Origin of the sequence: Sorangium sp. So ce406 (genome assembly GCF_051474675.1) — a bacterium.
GTDB lineage: Bacteria > Myxococcota_A > Polyangia > Polyangiales > Polyangiaceae > Sorangium > Sorangium cellulosum_G.
The window spans coordinates 2260807-2284643 of record NZ_CP150340.1 but is presented as its reverse complement, the minus strand read 5'-3'; the positions used below and the strand labels follow the sequence as shown (position 1 = coordinate 2284643).

The following is a 23837-nucleotide window of genomic DNA, read 5'->3' as shown; positions in this document are numbered from 1 at the left end:
TGCCGCGCCGGGCGCGCTCGGCGCTGTGGAGCCGTGCTGTGGAGCTGTGAATGTGAAGCTGTGAAGACGAGCGAACCGCCGCCTGCTCGCCCTGCTCCGGAGTTGCCCCGGAGGTGCACGAGCCGCTCTTGGCAGGCTCCGTGCAGGGCGAACGGAGGCGGCAGGCCCGGCTTGCCGGCGAGGTCGCCTGTCCGCGCGGAGGCGGGCACATGCGGTCTGTCTGGATTGTTCTCGTCCTGGTGCTCGGCGCGGCGCTGCTGCTTCAGGTGGTGGTCGCGTCCGACAGGCGCATTCCATACGCGCGCTTTCGCGCGCTCGCGGAGAGCGGAGAGCTCGCCGAGATCGAGATCCAGGGCGACGTGTACATCGGGCGAACGGTGCCCGACCTGAGCACGCACGCGCAGCGGAGCTACCGCACGGGGCGCATCGAGCAGACCGAGAAGGATCTGCTCGTCGACCTCGACCGACGCCGCATCCCGTACACGCGCGTCGCGGACGAACGAGGGCTCTTGCCGCACCTCTGGCTCGTGCTGCCGCTCGCCGGCCTGATCGCGCTGATCCACCTCGCGTCGCGCCGGACGACCGCGGCGGGGAACGTCCCGACCGCCGCGACGACGTTCGGCAAGAACAGGGCGCGGCTCCACGAGGAGCGGGGGTCGACGGCGACGTTCCGCGACGTCGCCGGCAGCGCCGAGGCGAAGGCCGAGCTCGGCGAGGTCGTCGACTTCCTCAAGGCGCCCGACCGCTACGAGAAGCTCGGCGGCCGAATGCCCAGGGGGGTGCTCCTCGTGGGCCTGCCCGGCACGGGCAAGACGCTGCTCGCGCGGGCGATCGCGGGAGAGGCGGGCGTGCCCTTCTTCAGCGCGTGCGGGTCGGAGTTCGTGGAGATGTTCGTCGGCGTCGGCGCCGCGCGCGTCCGCGATCTCTTCGCCCAGGCGCGCGAGCGGGGGCCGTGCATCGTGTTCATCGACGAGCTCGACGCGGTCGGAAAGGCCCGGGGGCCGGGCGGCTCGGTCGGCGGCAACGACGAGCGCGAGCAGACGCTCAACCAGCTCCTGACCGAGATGGACGGGTTCGACGCGCGCGCCGCGATCGTCGTGATCGCCGCGACGAACCGCGCCGAGATCCTCGATCCGGCGCTGCTCAGGGCGGGGCGGTTCGACCGCCGGGTGCACATCGACAGGCCCGATCTCACCGAGCGGAGGGAGATCCTCGCGGTGCACGGGAGGAAGGTGGTCCTCGATCCGGGCGTGGATCTGGACGCCATGGCCGCGCAGACCGCCGGGCTCGTCGGCGCCGATCTCGCGAACATCGTCAACGAGGCGGCGCTGCTCGCGGCGCGGCGCAGGGCGAGCGCGGTGGCGCAGGGCGACCTGGAGGCCGCGATCGAGCGCGGGATCGCGGGGCTCGAGCGGCGCGGGAGGCGGCTCGGCGCGCGCGAGAAGCGGGTGGTCGCCTACCACGAGGTGGGGCACGCGCTGACGGCCACGCTGCTGCCGACGCAGGACCCGGTGCGCAAGGTATCCGTGGTGCCGCGCGGGCCGGCGGCGCTGGGGTACACGATGCAGCAGCCGCGCGAGGACCGTTACCTGTGGAGCCGACAGGAGATCCTCGACCGGCTGGTCGTGCTGCTCGGGGGGCGCGTCGCCGAGGAAGAGGCCGTCGGGGATCTGTCGACCGGCGCGCAGGACGACCTCATGAACGCGATGGATCTCGCGCGGCGCATGGTGCGCGAGCTCGGGATGGGCCGCGGGGTGGGGCTCTCGGCGCTGGACCCGCGCCGGCCGCTGTCGTTCCTCGACGAGGCGCGGGGCGCGCCGCCCGGCGCGGGGGCGCGGGAGTGCAGCGACGCGACCGCGCGCGAGGTCGACGCGGAGGTCGCGCGCATCCTCGCGGACGCGGAGGCGCGGGCGCGGGCGATGATCCACGGGCACCGCGCGACGCTCGAGCGCATCGCCGCGCGGCTCCACGAGGTCGAGACGCTGAGCGGCGACGAGCTCAGGGCGATGATGGCAAACGGCGGGGCGTAGCGAGCGCGGGCGCTCAGTCGACGCTCAGCAGGGCGCGGGACAGATCGAAGCCCGCGGCGTCGTGGTGGTAGACGACCCGGAGCACGCGGCCGCGGAGGAGCTCCCGCGGCACCGCGCCCATCACCCGGCTGTCGAGCGACGCGGCGCGGTTGTCGCCCATCACGAAGAGGTGGTCCGCTGGCACCACGACCGGGCCGAACGCGGCGAAGTCGGGCTCGCCCGCGGCGTGCGTGACCCGGCCGAGGTGCTCCACCCGCGTGCCGTCCCCGAGCTGCTCGGTCGGCTGCGCCGCGCCGTCGACGTACAGCACGCCTGCCCGGAGCATCACCGTCTGGCCGGGGAGCGCGATCACCCGCTTGACGAGGAGGGTGGAGCCGCCGCGCGGATCCGCGAAGAGCACGACGTCGCCGGCGCGGGGCCCGCTGCGCTCGAGCACGTAGCCATCCACGAGCGGGACGCGGAGCCCGTAGGCGACCTTGTCGACCAGGATACGGTCGCCCGGCGCGATCGTCGGCCACATCGAGCCGGTGGGCACGTGGTACTGGTCCGCGAGCGTCGAGCGGCCCATCGTGAGGATCACGAGCGCCGCGACGACCTTGAGGAGGCTGCGCGCGAGCGGCGCGACCGTCTGGTAGGCGCGCCGCGCGAACGCGCGATCGGATCGAGGAATGAACAGATCGGCCTTGTCGGGCTGGAGGCACGCTGTCGCGACCTCCGCCGCGGGCCGGGGGGAGCCGGGCTCGCTCATCTCCGGCGGGGCTAGCATCCGCGCTCGAGACAGGCCAGCTTCGCCGCATGCACCGCTGTACTTCATCGACTGCACCATTCTCCCAGGGTCTGGGCCGCCTCACACTCTGCGGATCAATGTCGCGTCATCCGGTATCGACAGGGGCCGCGATGCACCTCGCCGGCTACCGCGCGCTGGGGCTCGATTTTACCTATATCCCTTTTGCGGTGACCGATGTTGAAGGCGCGACGCGCGGGATGCGGGCGCTCGGAATCCGCGGCCTCGGTGTGTCGATGCCCTACAAGCAGGCGGTAATTCCGCTCCTTGACGAGATCGACCCCGTGGCCGCGCGGATCGGCGCGGTGAACACCATCGTCAACGACGAGGGGCGGCTCCGGGGCTACAACACCGACTGGATCGGCGCGGTGCGGGCGCTCGAGGAGGTGACGCAGCTCGGGGGCGCGCGGGTGCTGCTCCTCGGGGCCGGCGGCGCGGCGCGCGCGGTCGCGTTCGGGCTCGCGGAGCGCGGCGCGGCGGTCACGATCGCGAACCGCGACATCGAGAAGGCGCGGCAGCTCGCCGCGGCGGTCGGCGGGACGGCGGCGCCCCTCAACGGCGCGGCGCTCTCGCCCGAGCACGGCATCCTCGTCAACGCCACCTCGCGCGGCATGGCCGAGGTCGACCCACGGAGCCCTGTCCCGGAGGAGGCGCTGCGGGAGGATCTGCTGGTCATGGACATCGTGTACAAGCCGATGATCACGGAGCTCGTGGAGGCGGCGCGGCGGCGCGGCGCGACCGCGGTTCACGGCGGGAGGATGCTCCTCCACCAGGCGGCGGAGCAGTTCCGGCTGTACACGGGGCGGGAGCCGCCGCTCGACGCCATGGACGAGGCGCTGCGCGCTCAGCTCGGCTGACTCGCGCGCCGCCTGCGGCCGCGCCGCGCTGTCCGAGCCAGATCCGCGGCCGGCGAGCGCGAGGCGACCTCTGTTGTACGCCGCGCGCGCCCCGCGCGCCGCCCCGGGGTAATGGCCAACGGCGTGCGCCACGCGTAGGCTTCTGCCGATGATCTCGTTCGAAATTCGCGCAGCCGTGACCGGCGACGAGGAGCAGCTCCTCGATGTCGCGCGCCACCTGAACTCGGTCAACCTGCCGAACAACCGTGACGCAATCCACGAGATCGTCGCCGAGAGCCACAAGAGCTTCAGCGGGGCGATCCAGGACCCGCGCCTACGCCAATACGTCTTCGTGCTCGTCGACCTGACGAAGGGCGGCAAGGGGACGATCGTCGGGACGTCGATGATCATCGCGCAGCTCGGGCGGCGCGGCGTCCCTTACATCTTCTTCGACGTGCTCGATGAGGAGAAGTACTCGGCCACGATCGACAAGCACTTCCATCACACCGTGCTGCGCATCGGCTACTCGTACAACGGCCCCACGGAGATCGGCGGACTCGTGCTCATGCCGGGCTACCGGCAAGGGCCGGAGCGGCTCGGCACGATGATCTCCTATGTTCGCTTCCTCTACATGGCCGCGCGTCCGGAGCTCTTCCAGGAAGAGATCCTCGCAGAGCTGATGCCCCCGCTCGAGCCGGACGGGACAAGCCACCTCTGGGAGGCGCTCGGACGCAAGTTCACCGACATGAGCTATGCCGAGGCAGACCTCCTCTCGAAGAAGAACAAGGAGTTCATCAAGGGGCTCTTCCCGGAAGGGACCCTCTACGCCTCGCTGCTGCCCGAGGACGCGCAGCGCGTGATCGGGAAGGTGGGCGCGCAGACTCGAGGGGTCGAGAAGCTCCTGCGCCGCATCGGCTTCCGCTATGCCCACCGCGTCGATCCGTTCGACGGGGGGCCGCACTTCACCGCCCGCATGGACGAGATCTCGCTCGTGAGCGACACGCGCCGGGCGAAGGCGGGACGCCCGTTCGCGCCGGGCCCGTCGGACCCGAAGGGCATCGTCGCGCTCGAGCGCCCCGACGCCCCCTATTTCCGCGCGGTCACCGCGAGCTTCCGCGATGAGGGCGCGCGCGGCCTGGCGATCGCCGAGGACGCCTGGCAGCACCTCGACCTGCAACCCCTCGCGCCGATCTGGGTCCTGCCCATGCCGTGATCACGGCCGGGGACGCCCGCGCGCTTCGTCCGGAACGCGCGGCGCCCGCGGCTCAGGCCGCCTTGCATTGTCACGATTCTGTTGCTACAGAATTAACAGAAGTCTCGCAGGAGGTTCGAACGGCGATGGCCCTGGGACTGGACCTCGATTTCAGGCGCTTGCCCGCGCTGGAGCGAAGGGAGCTCCGGGCCGGGGCGGCGAAGCAGGAGGAGCGCGGCGCCGAGGGCGCGTCGGTGGCAGCGGGCGGCGCGGGCGCGGAGCCCGGGCTCTCGGAGCGGGAGCGGCGCATCGCCGCCGCGCTCGCCGAGGCGGCCATGCCGCCCGGGCGTTTCCTCGAGGGCGCGGGCGCGGCCACCGCCAGCCGCCTCGCGGGCTGGCTCGGGTCAATCCCGCCGCACCTCGCGCAGGGGCTGCGCGCGGCGCTGTGGGCCATGGAGCTCGCCCCGGTGCCAACGCGGCTCAGGCCGCTGTCGGCGCTGCCGCTGGAGGAGCGGATGGAGGTGCTCCGCGGCTTCGAGCTGAGCCGCGCGCGGGCCCTGCGCTCGCTGCTCCGCGCGGTGCTCACGCCGCTCCGGTTCCTCCACTACGACCGGCCCGAGATGTTCCAGCACGTCGGCTGCCGCTACGAGCTGCCCACGGTGCGCAACGAGGAGCCACGCTGGCTGGCGCAGGTGACGGACGGCCGCGAGGTCGAGGAGGACCTGGAGCTCGAGTGCGAGGTGCTCGTGATCGGCACCGGGGCCGGCGGGGCGGCCGCCGCCTACGAGCTCGCGTCGCGTGGGCACGCGGTGCTCATGCTCGAGGAGGGCGACTACCACCGGCGGGCGAGCTTCACCGGACGGCCCGCGCGCGCGTACCGGGACATGTACCGCGATCACGGGCTCGACATGGCGGTCGGCAACGTGAGCATCCCGGTGTTCGCGGGGCGGGCCGTCGGCGGGAGCACGGTGATCAACTCCGGCACGTGCTACCGGGCTCCGGAGACCACCTTCGCGTCGTGGCGAGACGGGATGGGGCTGCCCGCGGAGTTCTCGTCCGATGGGCTCGCGCCGTACTACGAGCGCGTCGAGCGCATGCTCCAGGTCGCCCCGGCCGACCCGCTGCACCTCGGGGCGATCGGGCCGATCGTCCGGCGCGGCGCGGAGCGGCTCGGCCTGCGGCACGGGCCGCTCCAGCGGAACGCGCCGGACTGCGACGGCCAGGGGATCTGCTGCTTCGGCTGCCCCACCGGGGCGAAGCGCTCGACCGACGTGAGCTACGTGCCCGAGGCGCTGAAGCGCGGGGCGCAGCTCATCACCGCGGCGCGCGTCAGGACGATCGACATCGTGGCCGGGCGGGCGCGGGGGGCGACGGCGGTCCTCGGCGGCGACACGCGGGCCGGGAGCGGCGGCGGGCGGGCCAGGCCGGGACGGCGGCGGCCGCGGCTCGTGGTCAGGGCGGAGGCCGTCGTCGTGGCGGGGGGCGCGCTCATGACGCCGCTGCTCCTGCGCCGGAGCGGCGCGTGCCTGTCGAGCGGGATGCTCGGGAAGAACCTGTCGATCCACCCGGCCTCGAAGGTGATGGCGCTCTTCGACGAGCGGATCGACCAGTGGCAGGGCATCCCGCAGGGCTACCAGATCGACCACTTCGCCGACGAAGGGCTGATGTTCGAGGGAGGCTCGCTCCCGTTCGACGTCGCCGCGCTCGCCGTGCCGTGGACGGGGCACCGCTACACCGAGCTGATGGAGCAGTATCCGCACCTCGCGACGTTCGGGTTCATGATCAAGGACACGAGCCGCGGAGAGGTGAGGCCCGGGATCGGGGGCACGCCGCTCGTGCTCTACACGATGAACCAGGAGGACGTCGCGAAGATGCAGCGCGGGATCGAGCTGCTCTGCGAGGTGTTCCTGGCCGCGGGGGCGCGGCGGGTCCTGCCGCTCGTCGCCGGCTGCGACGAGGTGAACGGCCCGGGTGACCTGGAGCGGCTGAGGGCGCAGCCGATCAAGGCGGGGGACCTCGACATCGCGGCGTTCCACCCGCTCGGGACGTGCCGTATCGGGGTGGACCCGCGCTCGTCGTGCCTCGGGCCGGACCACCAGGCGCACGACGTCGCCGGGCTCTACGTGTGCGACGGGAGCGCGATCCCCTCGTCGCTCGGCGTGAACCCGCAGATGACCATCATGGCGATGTCGCTGCGCGCGGCCGAGCTCCTGAGCGAGCGGCTATCCGGCTGAGCCGGCGCGATAGCCGATGGCCGCGGCGCGCTCGCTGCCGATACGGTCGCTCTCGATGGCGCCGTCGCGCATGGTCACCACGCGCGGCATCGACTCGGCGAAGCTGAGGTTGTGCGTCACCACGACGATGGTGGTGCCGTGCTTGCGGTTCATCTCGAAGAAGAGCTGGTGGATCGAGTCGCTCGTCGCGGTGTCGAGGTTCCCGGTCGGCTCGTCGGCGAGGAGGAGCTTCGGCGACAGGACGAGCGCCCGCGCCAGGGCGACCCGCTGCTGCTCGCCGCCGGAGAGCTCCCCAGGGCGGTGCGTGGCGCGCTCGGCGAGCCCGACCTCGGCGAGGAGCGAGCGCGCGAGCGGCTCCATGTCACGGCGGGTCTTCCCCTGGATGAGGCCCGGCATCATCACGTTCTCGACCGCGTTGAACTCGGGGAGCAGGTGGTGGAACTGGAAGACGAAGCCGATCGTCCGGTTCCGGATCGCCGCGAGGCGCGAGCTCGGGAGGCCGGTGAGCTCGTCGTTGCCGAGGCGGATGCGGCCGCTCGTCGGGAGATCCAGCGTGCCGATGCAGTGGAGGAACGTGCTCTTGCCGGCGCCGGAGGGGCCCACGAACGCCACGACCTCGCCCTGGTTGATGACGATGTCGATGCCGCAGAGCACGTGGAGCTCGCGCCCCATGTGGACGAACGTCTTGCGGAGATCTTCGACGACGACGAGCGGAGTGGACATGGGATGATTACTCGTAACGAAGCCCGTCGACCGGAGAGAGCTTCGAGGCGGCGCGGGCCGGGTAGAGGGTGGCGATGGTGCAGATGATCAGCGCCGCCACCGCGACCATCGCATAGTCGGAGCCGTTCACGTTCACGGGCAGCCGGTCGATGTAATACACGTCCGGATCGAGCCGGACGCCGAACCAGGACAGGCCCGTGCAGCACGCGAGCGCGGTGCCGACGCCGAAGACCGTGCCGATGGCGCCGATGATGATGCCCTCGAGCATGAACACGCGCATCACGGCGTTGTCGGAGGCCCCGAGCGCCTTCAGGATCGCGATCTCCTTGCCCTTCTCCGTCACCATGAGGAGCAGCGTGCAGACGATGCAGAAGCTCGCGACGGCGATGGCGATGGACAGGATGATGAACGTCGCGATCTTCTCCAGCTTGAGCGCGCTGAAGAGGTTCCTGTTCATCTCCATCCAGTCGCGGACGCGGAGCACCGGGGGCGGCTTGCCGCCGTCGGGCACCTCGTCCGCCGCCGGAGCGCTCGCGGCGACCGCGGCCTCGACGGCCGGGCGCACCTCCTGCACCCGCTCGGGATCCGGGACCCGGATGTCGATGTGCGTGATCTTGCCCTCGAGGCTGAAGAACTTCTGCGCCTCATCCATCAGCACGTAGGCGTGCGTGACGTCGTACTCGTACATGCCGCTGTAGAAGATCGCCGCCACGCGGAACCTGCGGGAGCGCGGCATCACGCCGGTGGGGCCGAGCTCGCCCATGGGCGAGAGGAGCGTGATCTCGTCCCCGACGAGCACGTGGAGCGACTTCGCGAGCTCGCGGCCGATGATGACGCCCGGGTACACGCGCGTCTGCTGCTTGAGGTACTCGCGCACGGACGGGTCGACGTCCGTCGGCTGGCGAAAATCGGGCCCCTTGAAGTAGGGCTCCCCGCCGGGGCCCCGGCCGATGATCTCCTCGGGGGGCAAGCTCGTCAGCTTCTCGGGATCGCGCAGGTACTCGAACTTGCCGACCTCGATGTTGTTGACGAGATCGATGACCTGGCTGATCGAGTCGGGGTCGATGCCGCGCACGAGCGAGCCGGCCGTGTTCGAGGCGCTGGAGCCCATCGCCTCGCCCGCGACGACGGGCGTCGCGGCGCCGCCGCGCGAGGCGAGCGCGACGCGGACCCCCGTGAGCGTGTCCTCCCAGTCGCCGAACCCGCCGGGGCGGGTCGCGTCGATGACGATGTGCGCGTTGTTCCCCAGGATCTTGCGCTTCAGGTCGGCGCCGAAGCCGCCCATGATGCTCGTCACCGAGCAGAGCGCGCACGAGCTCACCGCCACGCCGGCCATCGAGAGCACCGAGATGACCGTGAGGAAGCCGCTCTTCGTGGCGCGGACGTGGCGCGCGCCCACGTAGGAGACGAAGCTCCGCCGCTCCAGGGCGTCGAGGATGACCGGGAGCAGCGCCGCGAGCGAGATGAGCAGGAAGATGACCCCGGTGCCGAGCGCGCCGAAGCGGACGAGCTCGTTCTTGAGGACGAAGGGCGTGGAGCCGCGGGTCACCGGGAGGCGGGCCGCCATCGTCGAGAGGACGCCGAACGAGACGCCCAGCAGGCCGCCGAACCACCAGAACAGCGCGCGCGGCAGGCTCGTCTTCATGCGGCGGACGCCGCGGATGACGAGCAGCACGCTCACCACGGCCACCGCGACGAGGAAGGCGATGTAGACGGGCTTAGGTATCAGCGGCACTCGCTTCAGGCCTCAGGAGGGGGAACAGGATGACGTCACGGATGGACGTCGCGCCGGTGAGGAGCATCGTCAGGCGATCGATCCCCATGCCGAAGCCCGCCGTCGGCGGGAGGCCGTGCTCCAGGGCGCGGACGTAGTCGGCGTCGTAATCCATCGTCTCCTCCTCGCCCCGCGACTTCTTGGCGACCTGCGCGCGGAAGCGCGCGTCCTGGTCCTCGGGATCGTTGAGCTCGCTGAAGGCGTTGCAGAGCTCGCGCCCGTCGATGAAGAGCTCGAAGCGATCGACCAGCGCAGGGTCGCTGTCCTTCTTGCGGGCGAGCGGGGAGACCTCGAAGGGATAGTCGATGATGAAGACGGGGACGCTCCTGTCGCCCGACTCGGTGCGGTAGTCCCTCGTCAGGAACGGCTCGACCACGTACTCGTAGGCGCAGAAGACGAGCTCGCCGGGCGACTCGCACTTCTTCGCGCCCGCGCGGAAGTTCGCCCAGTCGATCTCGCGCCCGCTCGCCTTCGCGGCCTTCGCCCACTCCTTGATCGGAGCGTCGTCCGCGGCGACGCGCTGCGGGACGTCCGCCGGGAGGCCCGACTTCGCGAGTGCGCTGGCGATCCCCTCGGCCATCGGGACGCGCGCGAAGCGCTCGAGCGAGAACGGGCGCTGCGCGGCCCACGCCGCGTGCTCGACCGGGAGCCGCTCGGCGAGGCGGGCATCGACGTGGCGGAGCATCGCCTCGGTCGCGTCCATCAGGGTCTCGTACGTCGCGTACGCCTGGTAGTACTCGATCATCGTGAACTCGGGGTTGTGCCGCGTCGACAGCCCCTCGTTCCGGTAACAGCGCGCGATCTCGTACACGCGCTCGAAGCCGCCGACCACGAGCCGCTTCAGGAAGAGCTCGGGCGCGATGCGCATGAACAGCTCGAGATCGAGCGCGTTGTGGTGGGTCTTGAACGGCTTCGCGGTCGCGCCGCCGACGAGCGTGTGCATCGTCGGGGTCTCGACCTCGAGGAAGCCGCGCGCGTCGAGGAACTCGCGGAGCGCGGCGACGATCGCCGTGCGGGCGCGGAAGACCCCCGCGACGTGCGGGTTGGCCACGAGATCGACGTACCGCATGCGGTAGCGCGACTCGACGTCCTTGAAGCTCGTCTTGGTCGGCAGCGGGCGGTAGGCCTTGGTGAGCAGCCGGAGGCGCTCGGCGCGGATCGAGAGCTCGCCCTTCTGCGTCGCCATCGCGACGCCGTGGGCCTCGACGAAATCGCCGAGATCGATGTCCTCGAGCCGCTCGAAATCGGCGAGGCTCCCCTGCTCGCAGTAGAGCTGGAGCTCGCCGGTGCGGTCGCGCAGCCGGACGAAGGTGACGCCGCCGAACGAGCGCACGAAGAGGACCCGGCCCGCGACGCGGAACGGGATCGGCTCGACGCGCGCCGGATCGTAGCGGTCCGCCGTCGGCGCGGCTGTCCGCTCCGGCGCCGCGCCCTCCGGCCTGGGCTCGGCCGCGGCGCGCGCGCCGTCGAAGCGGGCGCGGACGGCGGCGAGCTCGGTGAGCGGCTCGCCCGCGGTGACATCGTTGGCGAACGGGTTCTCGCCACGGGCGCGGAGGCGCGCCGCCTTCGCCTTGCGGGTGGCGATCAGCGTCTCCTCGGCGCGCGCGGCCTCGGCGGCTTCCTTCATGAGCCGCTCGGTCTTCCTGTCGTTCGGCTTGTCTTTTTGCTGGCTCACGGAGCGTCGTCCTCCGCGACGGCGCCGCCCTTCCGGAGCGAGCCGCCCGCCGCGGCGAGCAAGTAGGCCTCGATGAAGCGATCGAGATCGCCGTCGAGGACGGCGTCCACGTCGGTGGCGTCGGTGGAGGTGCGGACGTCCTTGACGAGCCGGTAGGGCGCGAGGACGTAGTTCCTGATCTGGCTGCCGAAGTTGATGGCGCTCTTCGCGGCGTTGTAGGCCTGGACCTCGGCCTCCCGCTTCTGGAGCTCCATCTCGTAGAGCTTCGCCTTGAGGACCTTCATCGCCATCGCGCGGTTCTGGTGCTGGCTGCGCTCGGCGCGGCACACGATGTTGAGGCCGGTCGGGATGTGCCGCAGGCGAACGGCGGTCTCGACCTTGTTCACGTTCTGCCCGCCCTTGCCGCCGGCGCGCATCGTCGTGATCTCGATGTCCTTCTCGTTCACCTGGATGTTGATCTCGTCGTCGCTATCCGGGGTGACCTCGACGGCGGCGAACGCGGTCTGACGCGTATGATCGGCGTTGAACGGGCTCATCCGGACGAGGCGGTGGACGCCGGCCTCGGAGCGGAGATAGCCGTAGGCGGCGTCGCCGCTCACCGTGAAGGTGACGGCGTCGATGCCGGCCTCGTCGCCGTCCTGGTAGTCGATGATCTCCGTCTTGTAGCCCCGGCGCTCGCAGAAGCGCAGGTACATGCGGAGGAGCATGGACGCCCAGTCCTTCGCGTCGGTGCCGCCGGCGCCCGGGTGGATGCTGACGATGGCGTTGCCGCGGTCGGCGGGGCCAGACAGCATGCGATCGAGCTCGGCCTTGCGAAGACGCGCGGCGATGGCATCGGCCTGCGCGTCGGCGTCGGCGATGACGCCCTCGTCGCCCTCGGCGGCGCCGAGCTCGAGGTACTCCGCGAGATCCTCGATCTCGCGACCGAGCTTCTGCGCCATCTCGAGCTTCGCCTCGACCTGGGCGCGCTTGCGGAGGACGACTTGGGCTTTTTCCTGATCGTTCCAGAACCCCGGCGACAGCGTCGTCTGGGTCAGGTCCTGAAGCATCCGTTCGAGCTTAGGGACGTCAAAGATGCCCCCTTAGCGCCTCAAAGCGCCGTTTGATGTCCAGGACTTTCTCGCGGGTCTCGGAGAGCATGGCCGGGGATCTATTCGATCCGGGCGGCGATCGCCAGGAGAGACAGCCGCGCGCTCACGGGGACGGCGGAGGCCCCGCCGCAGCGCCGGCGGCGCCCTGCGACGCGGCGCGCGACGAGACCGGCCCGCGTCGAGCGCTCCCCGCGCGCAGCGGTGTGGCGCGCATGACCCGGCGCCGCCGATTCCCTGGGCCCTGGTCCCGTCACCGCTGGACGTGGCGAGGCGGCGCGAGCTTCGCGCTGCCCATCAGCGGGACAGGGCCCTCAACCCGCAGGAGCTGTTCTCCGGAAAGCACGACGGATCCCGGGCCAGATTCGCGGAGCTCTCCACGCCCGGAGCGGTCCTTCGACGGCGTCCCTGATGGTCTTCACGGAGACAACGGGCGGTGACGCAGGGGTGCTCAGCGCGCCGTCGAGGTAGCGGGCCAGGAGCTCGGTCAGGGCGACGGCCGTGATCGCATTGGAGAAGAGACCGGCGACCGGGACGAGGCCGAGCGTGAAGTTGGCGAAGAGCCGCACGGCCGCTCCGCCCCAGATGATCTTGCTGACCTGGAGCCACGGGGCGGCGAGGAGCGACACGCCCCGGTGCCGCGTCAGCGATACGGCAAAGTGGTAATGAATTGGAACCACGATCAGCTCATCTGCGCCGGGAATGGGCTGCGTGATGAAGCTCGTCACCGCGGCCACGGCAGAATACTTGTTGGTCATCCGGCGGATCTTCGGTTCCATCAGCCAACTATACGGCGCGGAGCCAGCCGCCGGGAGGCCGGGAGGAGCCTGTCGATGTGAGGCGCGAGGCGCCAGATCGAGGACGGATCACGCTTGCCCCGGACGAAGCACAGGAGTTCCGTGCACCGCCTCGTCGTGCGGGATCTGCCGGTTGCACGGGAGAAGGGCGATGGGAGATCTCCACGAAGAGCGGTGATGCGATCCGTGAATGGATCCCATCGCGAGGAGACAGGAAACACCGCTCCCGATCTCCCGCCTCCTTGTCTCGGCGGCCTCCCGAGTATCTACGGATCGAGCCCTTCCCTGCACGCGCCCCTGAGCTCATCGAGCGCGGCGACGAGCGAGGCCCGCTCGCTCCGCCAGGCCGGCGACGCGTCCTCGGCGTCACGCCGGCGGAGGTGCTCGCGGGCCTCGTCCCAGAGCGGACGGGGAGGCTCCAGCGTGGGCACGCGCTGGCGCACGGCGTCCGCGAGGCGGACCACGCGCTCGACGCGGGACAGCGCCTCGCCGAGCGGCACCTCGCCCGCCTTGCAGCGCCGGAGCAGGCCGCACTCATAGCTGCTGCACACCGAGAAGCGCGTCTCGTAGACGGTGCACTTGCGGTCGAGATGGCAAGGGCACGGCAGCCTGAAGGCGTCGTGGTACTGGTTGCAGGCGAGCGGCAGGCGCAGCTTCTCGGCGAGCGGAAGCTCGTGCTCCTCGAGCGGCGCGATGTCGAAGAGCAGCCCCGTGCAGCACAGGCCGCACGCGGTGCAGAGGTCCGAGCCGCTCGGCTGCGCCTCGGGGGCGTCGCTCGCTGCGCTCGCTGGAGGAGAGCTCACCCGCCTCGATTGGCACGCGCATGGCCCGGCGTCGAGCCATGAGGCCCGGCCAGGGCCACCCGGCGCCCCGGAACGAAGGCACGGCCGTGGAGCCGGGCGAAGCGCCGCTCAGGGCGCGGCGTCGTCCGCGTCGTCGCCGAGGACGATCTCGCGCAGGTGGTCGAGCCCGACCGATCCGGAGCCGATCACCCTCGCGTGGAACGCCTTCAGATCGAAGGCCTCGCCCTGCCGGCGCCGCAGCTCCTCGCGCAGCTCCAGGACGACCCGCTCGCCGACCTTGTAGCAGATCGCCTGTCCAGGCCAGCCGAGGTAGCGCGTCGCCTCGCTGTGCGCGTGCTCCGGCGTGAGGAAAGCCCGGCGATGCAGGTACTCGACGGCGGTCTCGTAGCGCCACGGCTCCCCGGCGCGGAGCGGGGCGCGCTCGGGGATCGGCAGACCGAGGTGCATGCCGATGTCGAGGACGACGCGGTAGGCGCGGGTGAGCTTGCCCGAGAGCATCCCGAGCACGTAATCGGGGCGCTCGAAATACCCGAGCTCGTACATCAACTGCTCGGCGTAGAGCGCCCACCCCTCGGCGTGACCGGAGTTCACCACCAGGAAGCGGTGGAGCCGGCTCAGCCGATCATCGAGGTACACCTGGAGCCCGCACTGCAGGTGATGGCCGGGAAAGCCCTCGTGGTACGCCGTGGTGATCTCCTCGTAGAGCGGGAACACGCGCTTCGAGCCAGGGGCATACCAGATGGTGCCGGGCCGCTTGAAGCCGTCGCTCGGGGGCACGTAGTACGCGCCGAGCGCGCCGCCCGGCGGGGCCATCTTCACGTCGATGTGGCGGATCGGCGCGGGGATGTCGAAATGCACGCCGTCGAGCTCGGCGAGCGCCTTGCGCTGGCGCTCGGACATGGTGCGGAGGAACTCATCGGGGCCTGGCGCGCACCGGGCCGGGTCGGTCTCGAGCACCTGGATCACCTCGGGCAGCGACGCGCCCGGAAGGATCTCGGCGGCGAGGCGGGCCATGCGGGCCTCGATCGCGTGCACCTCCGACCACCCCCAGGCGTAGGTCTCGATCGGGTCGATGTTCGCGCCGAGGAAGCGGCGCGCGTGGCGCAGGTAGCGCTCCTCTCCCACAGCGTCCTCGGCGCGGGCGCTGGGCAGGTACGTCTGCTCCAGGTAGCCGGCGAAGGCGCCGAACGCGGCGCGCGCCCGCTCGGCGCCGGCGGCGAGGCGCGCGCGGCCGGCGCCCGTGGCGAGCCCGGAAGCCTCGTAGGCGGCCGGCAGCGTGAGGAAGAACGACGCCTCGCCCGCCTGGTAGCGCGCCTGCTCGATGACAGCGCACACCTGGCGACGCGCGGCGACCTTCCCCGTCCGGCGCCCCTCCTCCAGCGACGCACGGTAGCTGTCGCAGGCCTGCGGCAGGCCTTCCAGGCGCGACGCAACAGCGTCCCAGCCGGCGGCGCTCTGGAGGTCCATGAGGTCGAAGACCATCCGGAGGTGCTGGAACGCTGACTCGATGTTGTTGAGGTCGCGCAGGTGCTCGTCGTGGCGGAAATCGTCGAGCCGCTCGTCCAGGTAATCGGCCATGACACGGCGTGCGAGGCGGCCCCACCGCGCCTCCGGTCCGCGAGGAGGCGGCAGCGCCCGGAGCCGCTCCTGGAAGGACGCGACCGTGGAGGCCCAGGACGCCGCGCCGCTCGGGCTCCAGTCGTTCCACGCGCCGTCGTCGCACGGGAGGCCCGCCAGGGTGGCATGGGCAGGGCACTGGGCAGCAAAGGCTGCGACGAAGTCGTCGCTGAGGGCGAAGATCGGATCGCGCGCGTCGTGGTTCTGGCTCACCGCGACAGCATATGCGGTCACGCCTCAATTTTCTCCGGGCGCGCGAGACGATCCGACGGGTCTTCGTTACGCTTGGTGGTGGGTGACCGCTCCTGAGCGGCGCCCCGGGGAGCGACATGAATCACCGCAGCCTGCCAGGCGAGCTCCATGACGACGACCGGCGCCCCTGCGCCGCTCCTCCTTCCCGCCACCGGCCCCCGCGACGACCCGGCTGGCCGCGGCTCTCCGGGCTCGTCGCCGCGGCGGCGCTCGCGGCGCTCGGCTGCGGCGCGGGCTCATCCGGCCAGCCGGCGGCTTCCGCGTCGCAGCCCGCCGCCGTGATGACGCCCGCCCAGATCGCGGCGCGCGCCACGCCGGCGGTCGTCACGATCCGCGGCGACGGCTCGCTGGGCGCGGGCTTCCTCGTCCGCGAGGACGGCTGGATCGCGACGAATTTCCACGTCATCGCCGGGATGCCGGATCTCAAGGTCGTCCTCTGGGACCAGAGCGAGCACCCGGTGCTCGAGGTGCTCGCGTTCGACGAGGAGCGCGACCTCGCGATCGTCCGGATCCACGCGCCGCGGAAGCTCCCGCTGCTGCCCCTCGGCGACAGCCTCGCGGTCCGCCCGGGCGATCCGGTCGTCGCGATCGGCCATCCGCTCGGCCTCGCCGACACCGTGTCGAACGGCCTCGTGAGCGCGGTCCGCGTGGTCGACCCCGCGCTGACGCTGCTGCAGATCTCCGCGCCGATCGCGCCGGGCTCGTCGGGCGGGCCGCTGTTCAACGAGCGCGGCGAGGTGATCGGCGTCGCCGCCGCGGTCGCGACGCAGGGGCAGAACCTCAACTTCGGCGTGCCCGCGGACTACCTCAAGAAGCTGCTCGTGCGCCCCGATCCTGTCCCGCTGTCGACGTTCGCGGCCGAGACGGCCGAGGAGGAGCGCGCGCTCCCGGCGGTCAAGCGGTCGGTCCCCCACCACGCCCTCACGGTGCTCCGCGGCTGCACGGAGGGCGATCTCCTCGTGCTGGCGCGGACGATGGACGGCGCCATCCAGGTCGGCTCGCCGCTCTACAACGAGGGAGATTTCGCGTCCTGCTATCACATCTACGAGGGAGCCGCGCTCGACATGGAGCGCCGGCTCGGCCGCGCGTGCAGGGGCCCGAAGCAGGCGCTCGCCGAGGGCCGCCGCAAGGCCGCCGGGCTCGACGACAACGCCGCCCAGGCCTGGGCGATGCGCGACGCGTTCGACGGTCTGCTGGATGTGATCTTGCGCAAGGTCAACGGCGACGCCGAGTGAGCGTCGCCGCGCCGCGGTCGCTCCGGGGGGCGGGCGCGGCGCGCCGCGGCCCCGGAGCGCAGCCGGTCGGTGCGGTCAGTCGAGGTGGGCCTGCGCCGGCCGGCCTCCCTCGTGCGCGACCGCGACGCGCGCCGCGGCGCCGTGAGGCTCCGCTGCGACGGGCCCCGCGCCGGGCGGCGCAGCGCCGCCGGCCCCGCGCGGATCCCCCTGGTCGTCGCTGCCCCGCATGAAGGGCAGGACCCGCTTGAGCCACGACGAGGCATCGTCGAAGAGCGAGTAGGCGACCGGCGTCGCGAGCAGCGTCAGGAGGAGCGCCAGCGTCTGCCCGCCGATGATCACGAACCCGGTCGCGCGGTTCGTCCCCGAGCCGGCGCCGCTCGAGGCGACCAGCGGGATCATGCCGGCCACGAACGCGAGCGTGGTCATGAGGATCGGCCGGAGCCTGTCGCGGTTCGCCTCCAGGATGGCCTGCGCCCGCGGCAGGCCGTGCTCGCGCAGCTTGATGGTGTGGTCGATCTGGAGGATCGAGTTCTTCTTCACGACGCCGAACAGCACGACGATGCCGAGCAGCGAGAAGATGTTGAGCGACTGCCGGAAGATGATGACCGCGATGAACGCGAACGGCACCGTGAGCGGCAGCGACAGGAGGATCGTGATCGGGTGCAGCCACGACTCGAACTGCGCGGCGAGCACCAGGTACATGAACACGAGTGACAGGAGGAGGGCGACCAGGAAGCTCCTCATCATCTTGACGAGCTCCTTCGACGCGCCGACCGGACCGGCGGAGTAGCCGGACGCGAGGTTCATCTGCGACACGGCCTTGTCGAGCTCCTGGACGACGGTCTGCTGCGAGTGGCCCGCCTCCAGGTTGGCCGTGAGCATGACCTGCCGCTGGCGGTTGTAGCGCTCGATGCGCGACGGGCCGGTCCCCTCCGCGAACGTCACCACGTTGTCGAGCGTGACGGCGCCGAGCTTGGTCGAGGGCACCGTGATCTTCGCGAGGCCCTCCTTGTCGGAGCGGAAGCTCGACAGCGCGCGCGCGCGCACCTCGTACTGCTCGCCGCCCTCGTTGTAGGTCGACACCTTGTACCCGCCCACGAGCAGGCGCAGGGTGCTGGCCACGTCGCCGACCTGCACGCCGAGATCGGCGGCCTTCTTGCGGTCGATGATCACCCGGATCTCCGGCTTGCCGACGAGCAGCGACGTGTCCGGGTCGACGACGCCCGGCATCGCCTTGAGCTTCTCCAGCAGCGCGTCGGAGTACTGCCCGATCCGCTGGAGGTCGGGGCCCTGCACCTGGTAGGCGATCTGGGCGCTCTGGCCGCCGGAGAACGCGGGCACGGGGCCGATGTTCGCTCGGAGCTTCTCCGCGTCGAACTTCGGCTTGAGCTCGCGCCGGGCGCGGTCGATGAGGTCCTGCTGGGACAGATCGCGCTCGCCCGCGGGCTTGAGCTTCACATAGATGTTGGCGAGGTTCGGCGTCTTCTGCGGGTCATCGCCGATCGTCGTCAGCGTGTAGAGCACCCCCGGGATCTTCTCCAGGTCCGACGCGAGCCGCGTGGCGATGACGCGCGTCCCGTCGAGGCTCACGCCCTCGGGGGCGCGGATGCTCACCTGGAACTGCGACTCGTCCTCGATCGGGAGGAAGTTGAACTTCGCGAGGCCGCCCAGCACCGGGATCGAGAAGAGCGCCAGGAGCGAGGCGAGCACGATCACCCAGCGGTGCGCCATCGACCAGCGGAGCAGCGCCATGTAGCCGCGCTCGATCGGCCCGTAGAAGCGCGACTCCTTGGAGCTGTGGCCGGCGTGCTTCTCCGGCTTCTTCAGCCACCGCGCCGACAGCATCGGCGTCAGGGTGAAGCTCACGATCAGCGACACCAGGATCGAGAACGCCATCGTGAGGCCGAACGAGTTCAGGAAGCGGCCGACGATGCCGCTCATGAACGCGACCGGGACGAACACCGCGACCAGCGAGAGCGTCGTCGCGAGCACCGCGGGGCCGATCTCCCGCGTGCCCTGGAGCGCCGCCTCCCACGGGCTCACGCCCTTCTCCTCGATCCAGCGGTAGCAGTTCTCGAGGACGACGATCGCGTCGTCGATCACGATGCCGACCGCCAGGGTCAGCGCGAGGAGCGTGATCCCGTTGAGCGTGAAGCCCGCCACCTTCATCAGCGCGAACGTGGAGATGATGCTCGTCGGGATGGCGATCGCGGAGATCATCGTGCTGCGGGCGTTCGCGAGGAACAGCGCGACGATGATCGCGGCGAGCAGCGCGCCGAGCACGAGGTGCTCCTTCACGGCGTTGACGGAGTTCTTGATGAACTCCGACTGATCGCGCGCGATGACGATCTGGTAGCCCGCGGGGAGCCGCTTCTCGACCTCGGTGATGCGCGCCTTGAGCCCGTCGATGACCTCGACGGTGTTCGTCCCGCTCTGCTTGCGGATGCTGAGGAGCACGGCCGGGTCGAGGCCGCGGAAGCCGGCCGACTCCGGCTCTGCCATGCCGTCCTGGACCTCCGCGACGTCGCCGAGCCGGACGGAGTAGCCGTCGCGGTTCGCGAGCACGATGTCCGCCATCTGCTCGACCGACTGCACGCGGCCGCGCGTCCGCAGCGTGAGCGCCCTGCCCCCTTGCTCGATGCGGCCGGCCGGGATCTCGACGTTCTGGCTCGCCAGGGCCTGGGCCACGACGCCGCCCGTCAGCGAGTACTTCTCGAGCCGCTCCGGATCGATCCAGATGTTGATCTGGCGGCTGCGGCCGCCGATGACCAGCACCTGGCCGACCCCGGGGAGCGACTCCAGCTCGCGCCGCAGCGTCTTGTCGGCGAACTCGGTCACCTCGCGGACGTTCGCCTTCGGGGACGAGATGGCGAGCGTGAGGATCGGGGCGGCGTCCGGATCCAGCTTGCCGACGACCGGCGGCTCGATGCCCTCCGGGAGCTCCGCGAGGACACCCTCGACCTTGTCCCGGACCTCCTGCGCGGCCACGTCGACGTCCTTCTCGAGCTGGAAGGAGATCATGACCTGGCTCAGCCCCTCGACCGAGACCGAGCGCAGCTCGTCGATGCCGCTGATGGTGTTGACCGCGGACTCGAGCTTGTCGGAGATCTCCGTCTCCACCTCCTCGGGCGCCGCGCCGGGGAGGATCGTCGTCACGACGATGAACGGGAACTCCACCTTGGGGAACCGGTCCACGCCGAGGCCGAAGTAGGAGAACGCCCCGAGCACCGTGAGGAGCAGGACGATCACCGAGGCGAACACCGGCCTACGGATGCAGATTGCCGCGAGCCATTGCATGGTCGCTACCTTTCTTCAGTAATGAGACGCCGGTGCGCTCGGCTCACTGCGCCGCAGCGACCTCGATGCCGTCCGCGAGCTGGTCCACGTTGTCGATCGCGACCTCTTCACCCTCGGTGAGCGGGCCGATGACCTCGACGAGGCCCTCGATCTTGCGGCCCGTCTTGACCAGCCGCTCGGTCACGCGATCGCCCGACCGCACGAACACGCGCGCGCTCGTCCCGGAGGAGCCGACCGCCGCCTCGGGCACGAGGAGCGCCGTTCTTGACTCGCCGGTCAGCGCGAGCTGGCCTTGCGCGAAGAGCCCCGGGCGGAGCTTCCCCTCGCTGTTGTCGAACTCGGCCTCGACGGGGAGCGTGCGCGACGCCTCCTTGAGGCTCGCGCCGATCCGCTTCACGACGCCCGGGAACAGGCGACCCGGGAAGGCGGCGACAGAGACGCTGACGGGCTTGCCGATCTCGATCTGCGCGATGTCCGCCTCGGGCACGTCGATGCGGAGCCGCAGCGGGTTGTCGCGGACCACGACCGCGACGACGCGGCCGGGGCCCGCGAACTCGCCGACGCTGATCCGCTTCTCGGAGACGGCGCCGTCGAACGGCGCCCGCACCGTCGTGTCGGCGACCGACTTCGAGGCGAGCCCCGCCTGCGCCTGCGCGGAGGTGAGCGCGGCGACCGTCGCGCGGATGCCGTTGACCGCGGCGTCGTACTGCGCGGCCGCGTTCTGGGCCTGCGTGCGCGCCGCGTCCCAGGTCGACTGCGCGACGGCGCCCTGGTCGTAGAGCTGCTTCACGCGCTCCGCCTCGGCCTTCGCGAGCTCCATGCTCTGCTTCGCGGCGCGGACCTCGGGCACCTGGTCGGGATCGATCCCCTTCGGCGACGCCCCTTCCTGCAGCGCGAGCTTGGCGCGGGCCTGCGCGACGGCGGCGGAGGCCGCCTGCGACTGGAGCGCGGCGTTGCGCGCGTCGAGCACGACGAGCGGGTCGCCCTTCTTGACCCGGGAGCCCACGTCGACCGCGACGCTCAGGACCGAGCCGGCCACCTGCGTGGCCACCTCGCTCGTCTCGTCGGCGACGAGCGTGCCGCTGATGTCGAGCGTCTGCGCGAGCGGGCGCGCGGTGACCTTCCCGAAGCGCACGGCGGGCTTCTCGCGCGGCGCCGCGGTGTCGCGCGCCGGCGACGCCTGAGTGCCAGCGTCCGAGTTGCGGCAGGCGGTCAACGTGGGCACCGCGAGGGCCGCGAGCAGCGCCGCGACGAGGGCGGCGCGGGAGTGATTCGAGGCGACGCTACGAGCGCCGAAAACCCGTCGAGCGATGGGGCGCTCGGGTCCGCAAGGAGGATGTGTCATGGGGAGTTCGCCCGGTTTCTTGCCAGCGCCTGCCGGTGCGGTCCAGGAGCAAAGCTGGCGGGCACCACAGTAGGGTGCTGACCCGCCGGTCATCAAGGGGGTGCTCCGGGCCATGTCTACGTCCGCCTCGCACTTCATGCCGCCCCGCCCGAGAAAAACGTGCTGCGCGGCGTTCTCAGGGTTGCTTCGGCCCGCGTTCGGCAATGAAACGGGAAAGTGAATGGCCGGTCATGTTCCCGAAAAACAGCGCCGGAGGCGCTGAAAGACGGGCAGAGAGGCGCCGGGGGGCCGACGGACGAACCGCCCGCGCCCGCCACGGATCGGGCGATCGCTGCGCCCGGGAGCCTGTGGTCAGCCGCCACGGCGAGAATACCGCCATAGAATAATTCAACTCGGGTGGAATGACGGTTCCCGGGGAGAGGCTCTGTGCGTGGGCCACGGGTGCAGGGGTGAGGCGGGGTGAGGGAGAGCGGCTCAGCGCCACGGATCGAAGGCGTCGCGGAGCCCGGGGCCCGTGAGCTCGGCGAGGAAAGGGTCGAGCGCGCAGACGGCGTCGAGCCAGGCGACATCGGCGGCCGCGGCCGAGGGCTGCAGGGCGAGGCCCGCGAGCCGGCGCGATCGGGCCGCGTGGGCGCGGGCGCGCGCCTCTGCGTAAGAGACCATCTCGCCCGCGGACATCATGAAGGCCCAGTCGCTCGATTGAAGGAGGAGGAGCTCGCGGACCGCCTGATCCAGCGCGCGGCCGGGCAGGCCTCCCGCGTCGCGGCGGCGCGAGAGCGCGTCCAGCACCGCGCGCTCGGCGTGGTGGGCGTGACGCCACAGCCGCGCCGCGCTCGGGCCGGTCCAGAACGCGCCGAACCCGCCCTCGCCCCACGTCGAGGCGGCAGGCTCGACGACCTCCGCGGGCGGGTGGCGCTCGAGGTAGGCGCCGAGCGCGATCGGGACCGCGCGCGTCGAGGCCGCGAGGCCGCGCAGGGCGTGCTCGAGGAACTCGGGGCCCTCCAGCCACCAGTGGCCGAAGAGCTCGGCGTCGTACGGGGCGACAAGGATGGGCGGGGCGGCGGCGCCGCGGATCGACGCGAGCGCGGCCTCGCGGCGGGCCACGAACTCCGCGGCGTGCGCGCGCGCCTGCGCGGACGCGCGGACCGGGTCGTAGGGCGCCTTGTCGGGGCCGGGCCCTGTCACGCGGTGGAGCTTGAGGCCGGTCATGAGCCGGACGCCGTCGGGGCCGATCTCGCCTTCGAGCTCGCGCTCGGGCAGGTCGAGCCCGACATCGCGGTAGAACTCGCGGTAGGCAGGGTGGCCCGGGTAGCCGGCGTCGCGCGACCAGACCTCGCGGGCGCTGTCGCGGTCGCGCCCGAAGCACGCGACGCCCGACGGCGAGAGGACGGGGACGGCGGCGCCGGCGGACGCGGGCGGCGCGGCGAGCGTCAGGGCGTGGGCGTCGAGCACGGTGAAGCGGACGCCGGCCGCGGCGAGCTCGGCGTCGATGGGCGGCGCGTAGGCGCACTCGGGCAGCCAGAAGCCGCGGGGCTCGGGCGCGCCGGTGAGGGCCGCGAAGGCGCGGCGGCCGAGCCGGAGCTGAGCCCGGATCGACGCCGGCGTGGGGAGCAGGCCGGGCAGGTAGGCGTGCGTCGCGGCCGTGGTGAGGAGCTCGACGCGGCCGGCCCGGGCGTGGCGGACCAGGGCGCCCGGGACGTCGCCGCCCAGCGCCGCCCAGGCGCTCGCCGCGTCGGCGAGCCGCGCGCTGTAGAACGCGGCGGCGTGCGCGAAGCCGCTGCCGGCGAGGCGGGCCTCGACCCGGGCGGCGAGCGCGGTGAGCCGGCGGAGGTGGTCCTCGAACCGGCGCAAGAGCAGCTCGTCGCGCAGCATCGCGAGGAGCGGCGGCGAGACGGAGACGGTCAGCGGGGCGACGACGCGATCGGCGGCGAGGCGATCGAGGACCCCGAGCAAGGGGAGGTAGCACTCCCAGAGCGCCTCGAAGAGCCAGCGCTCCTCGAGCGAACGGGCGTGCTCGGGGTGCCGCACGTACGGCAGGTGGGCGTGGAGGACGAGGGCGACGTAGCCCGGCATGGAGCGCTGGGCGGCGGGAGACCGCCGGCAGGCCCTCGTCTCGCATGGACAGGCCGGCGTGGAAAGCGCGGGGCGGTCCGGA

General features: G+C 71.6%; 16 protein-coding genes. 5 read left to right on the top strand and 11 right to left on the bottom strand.

Going from position 1 to position 23837, the window contains the following annotated elements:
* Window positions 1-209 precede the first annotated feature (209 nt).
* Window positions 210-2030: an ATP-dependent zinc metalloprotease FtsH gene (gene ftsH / locus WME96_RS08470; RefSeq protein ID WP_437289655.1), complete on the top strand. Its 1821-nt coding sequence runs from the start codon at window positions 210-212 to the stop codon at window positions 2028-2030.
* Window positions 2031-2043: 13 nt separating this feature from the next.
* Here ftsH and lepB read toward each other — a convergent pair whose 3' ends face one another.
* Window positions 2044-2778, bottom strand: coding sequence for a signal peptidase I (lepB, locus tag WME96_RS08465; RefSeq protein WP_437289654.1), 735 nt, complete (start codon window positions 2776-2778; stop codon window positions 2044-2046).
* Between the two features lie 116 nt (window positions 2779-2894).
* Here lepB and WME96_RS08460 point away from each other — a divergent pair, with 116 nt between their 5' ends.
* The 3 genes from WME96_RS08460 (at window position 2895) to WME96_RS08450 (ending at window position 7076) form a co-directional block, all read left to right on the top strand.
* Entirely contained in the window at window positions 2895-3671 is a 777-nt protein-coding gene (locus WME96_RS08460; RefSeq protein WP_437289653.1) for a shikimate dehydrogenase, read from the top strand.
* A 148-nt stretch (window positions 3672-3819) separates the two neighbouring features.
* The gene (locus WME96_RS08455; RefSeq protein ID WP_437289652.1) at window positions 3820-4863 is read left to right on the top strand and encodes an arginine N-succinyltransferase; all 1044 of its coding nucleotides are present in this window, start codon (window positions 3820-3822) and stop codon (window positions 4861-4863) included.
* Between the two features lie 125 nt (window positions 4864-4988).
* Window positions 4989-7076 carry an FAD-dependent oxidoreductase gene (locus WME96_RS08450; RefSeq protein ID WP_437289651.1) on the top strand — a complete coding sequence of 696 codons (2088 nt, stop codon included), beginning with the start codon at window positions 4989-4991 and terminating at the stop codon, window positions 7074-7076.
* Here WME96_RS08450 and WME96_RS08445 read toward each other — a convergent pair.
* The 7 genes from WME96_RS08445 to WME96_RS08415 form a co-directional block, all read right to left on the bottom strand.
* Window positions 7065-7799, bottom strand: a complete 735-nt coding sequence (locus WME96_RS08445; RefSeq protein WP_437289650.1) for an ABC transporter ATP-binding protein — start codon at window positions 7797-7799, stop codon at window positions 7065-7067. The genes WME96_RS08450 and WME96_RS08445 overlap by 12 nt on opposite strands.
* Window positions 7800-7806: 7 nt before the next feature.
* Window positions 7807-9534 carry an FtsX-like permease family protein gene (locus WME96_RS08440; protein WP_437289649.1) on the bottom strand — a complete coding sequence of 576 codons (1728 nt, stop codon included), beginning with the start codon at window positions 9532-9534 and terminating at the stop codon, window positions 7807-7809.
* Window positions 9518-11200 (bottom strand): lysine--tRNA ligase, encoded by a 1683-nt coding sequence (lysS, locus tag WME96_RS08435; protein WP_437292289.1) that lies wholly within the window; start codon window positions 11198-11200, stop codon window positions 9518-9520. Before lysS ends, WME96_RS08440 begins: the two co-directional genes overlap by 17 nt.
* Before the next feature lie 44 nt (window positions 11201-11244).
* A protein-coding gene (gene prfB / locus WME96_RS08430; RefSeq protein ID WP_433937730.1) for a peptide chain release factor 2 occupies window positions 11245-12388 on the bottom strand; the annotation gives its coding sequence in 2 pieces (ribosomal slippage) (window positions 11245-12318 and window positions 12320-12388; 1143 coding nt in all).
* Window positions 12389-12650: 262 nt separating this feature from the next.
* Window positions 12651-13115, bottom strand: coding sequence for a hypothetical protein (locus WME96_RS08425; protein WP_437289648.1), 465 nt, complete (start codon window positions 13113-13115; stop codon window positions 12651-12653).
* Between the two features lie 284 nt (window positions 13116-13399).
* Window positions 13400-13936, bottom strand: a complete 537-nt coding sequence (locus tag WME96_RS08420; protein WP_433934702.1) for a hypothetical protein — start codon at window positions 13934-13936, stop codon at window positions 13400-13402.
* A gap of 108 nt (window positions 13937-14044) precedes the next feature.
* Complete coding sequence (locus WME96_RS08415) at window positions 14045-15787, bottom strand: DUF885 domain-containing protein (RefSeq protein ID WP_437289647.1); 1743 nt, start codon at window positions 15785-15787, stop codon at window positions 14045-14047.
* A 95-nt stretch (window positions 15788-15882) separates the two neighbouring features.
* Here WME96_RS08415 and WME96_RS08410 point away from each other — a divergent pair, with 95 nt between their 5' ends.
* The gene (locus tag WME96_RS08410; RefSeq protein WP_437289646.1) at window positions 15883-17040 is read left to right on the top strand and encodes a S1C family serine protease; all 1158 of its coding nucleotides are present in this window, start codon (window positions 15883-15885) and stop codon (window positions 17038-17040) included.
* Window positions 17041-17115: 75 nt separating this feature from the next.
* On the opposite strand, the gene WME96_RS08405 is transcribed toward WME96_RS08410, so the two are convergent.
* The 3 genes from WME96_RS08405 to WME96_RS08395 all read right to left on the bottom strand — a co-directional run bounded on the left by WME96_RS08405 (window position 17116) and on the right by WME96_RS08395 (window position 23755).
* A complete protein-coding gene (locus WME96_RS08405; RefSeq protein WP_437289645.1) occupies window positions 17116-20337 on the bottom strand; it encodes an efflux RND transporter permease subunit in 3222 nt (1073 codons plus the stop codon).
* Window positions 20338-20380: 43 nt separating this feature from the next.
* Window positions 20381-21562, bottom strand: coding sequence for an efflux RND transporter periplasmic adaptor subunit (locus tag WME96_RS08400; protein WP_437289644.1), 1182 nt, complete (start codon window positions 21560-21562; stop codon window positions 20381-20383).
* 594 nt (window positions 21563-22156) lie between these two features.
* The gene (locus WME96_RS08395) at window positions 22157-23755 is read right to left on the bottom strand and encodes a glycoside hydrolase family 57 protein (protein WP_437289643.1); all 1599 of its coding nucleotides are present in this window, start codon (window positions 23753-23755) and stop codon (window positions 22157-22159) included.
* Window positions 23756-23837: the final 82 nt, after the last annotated feature.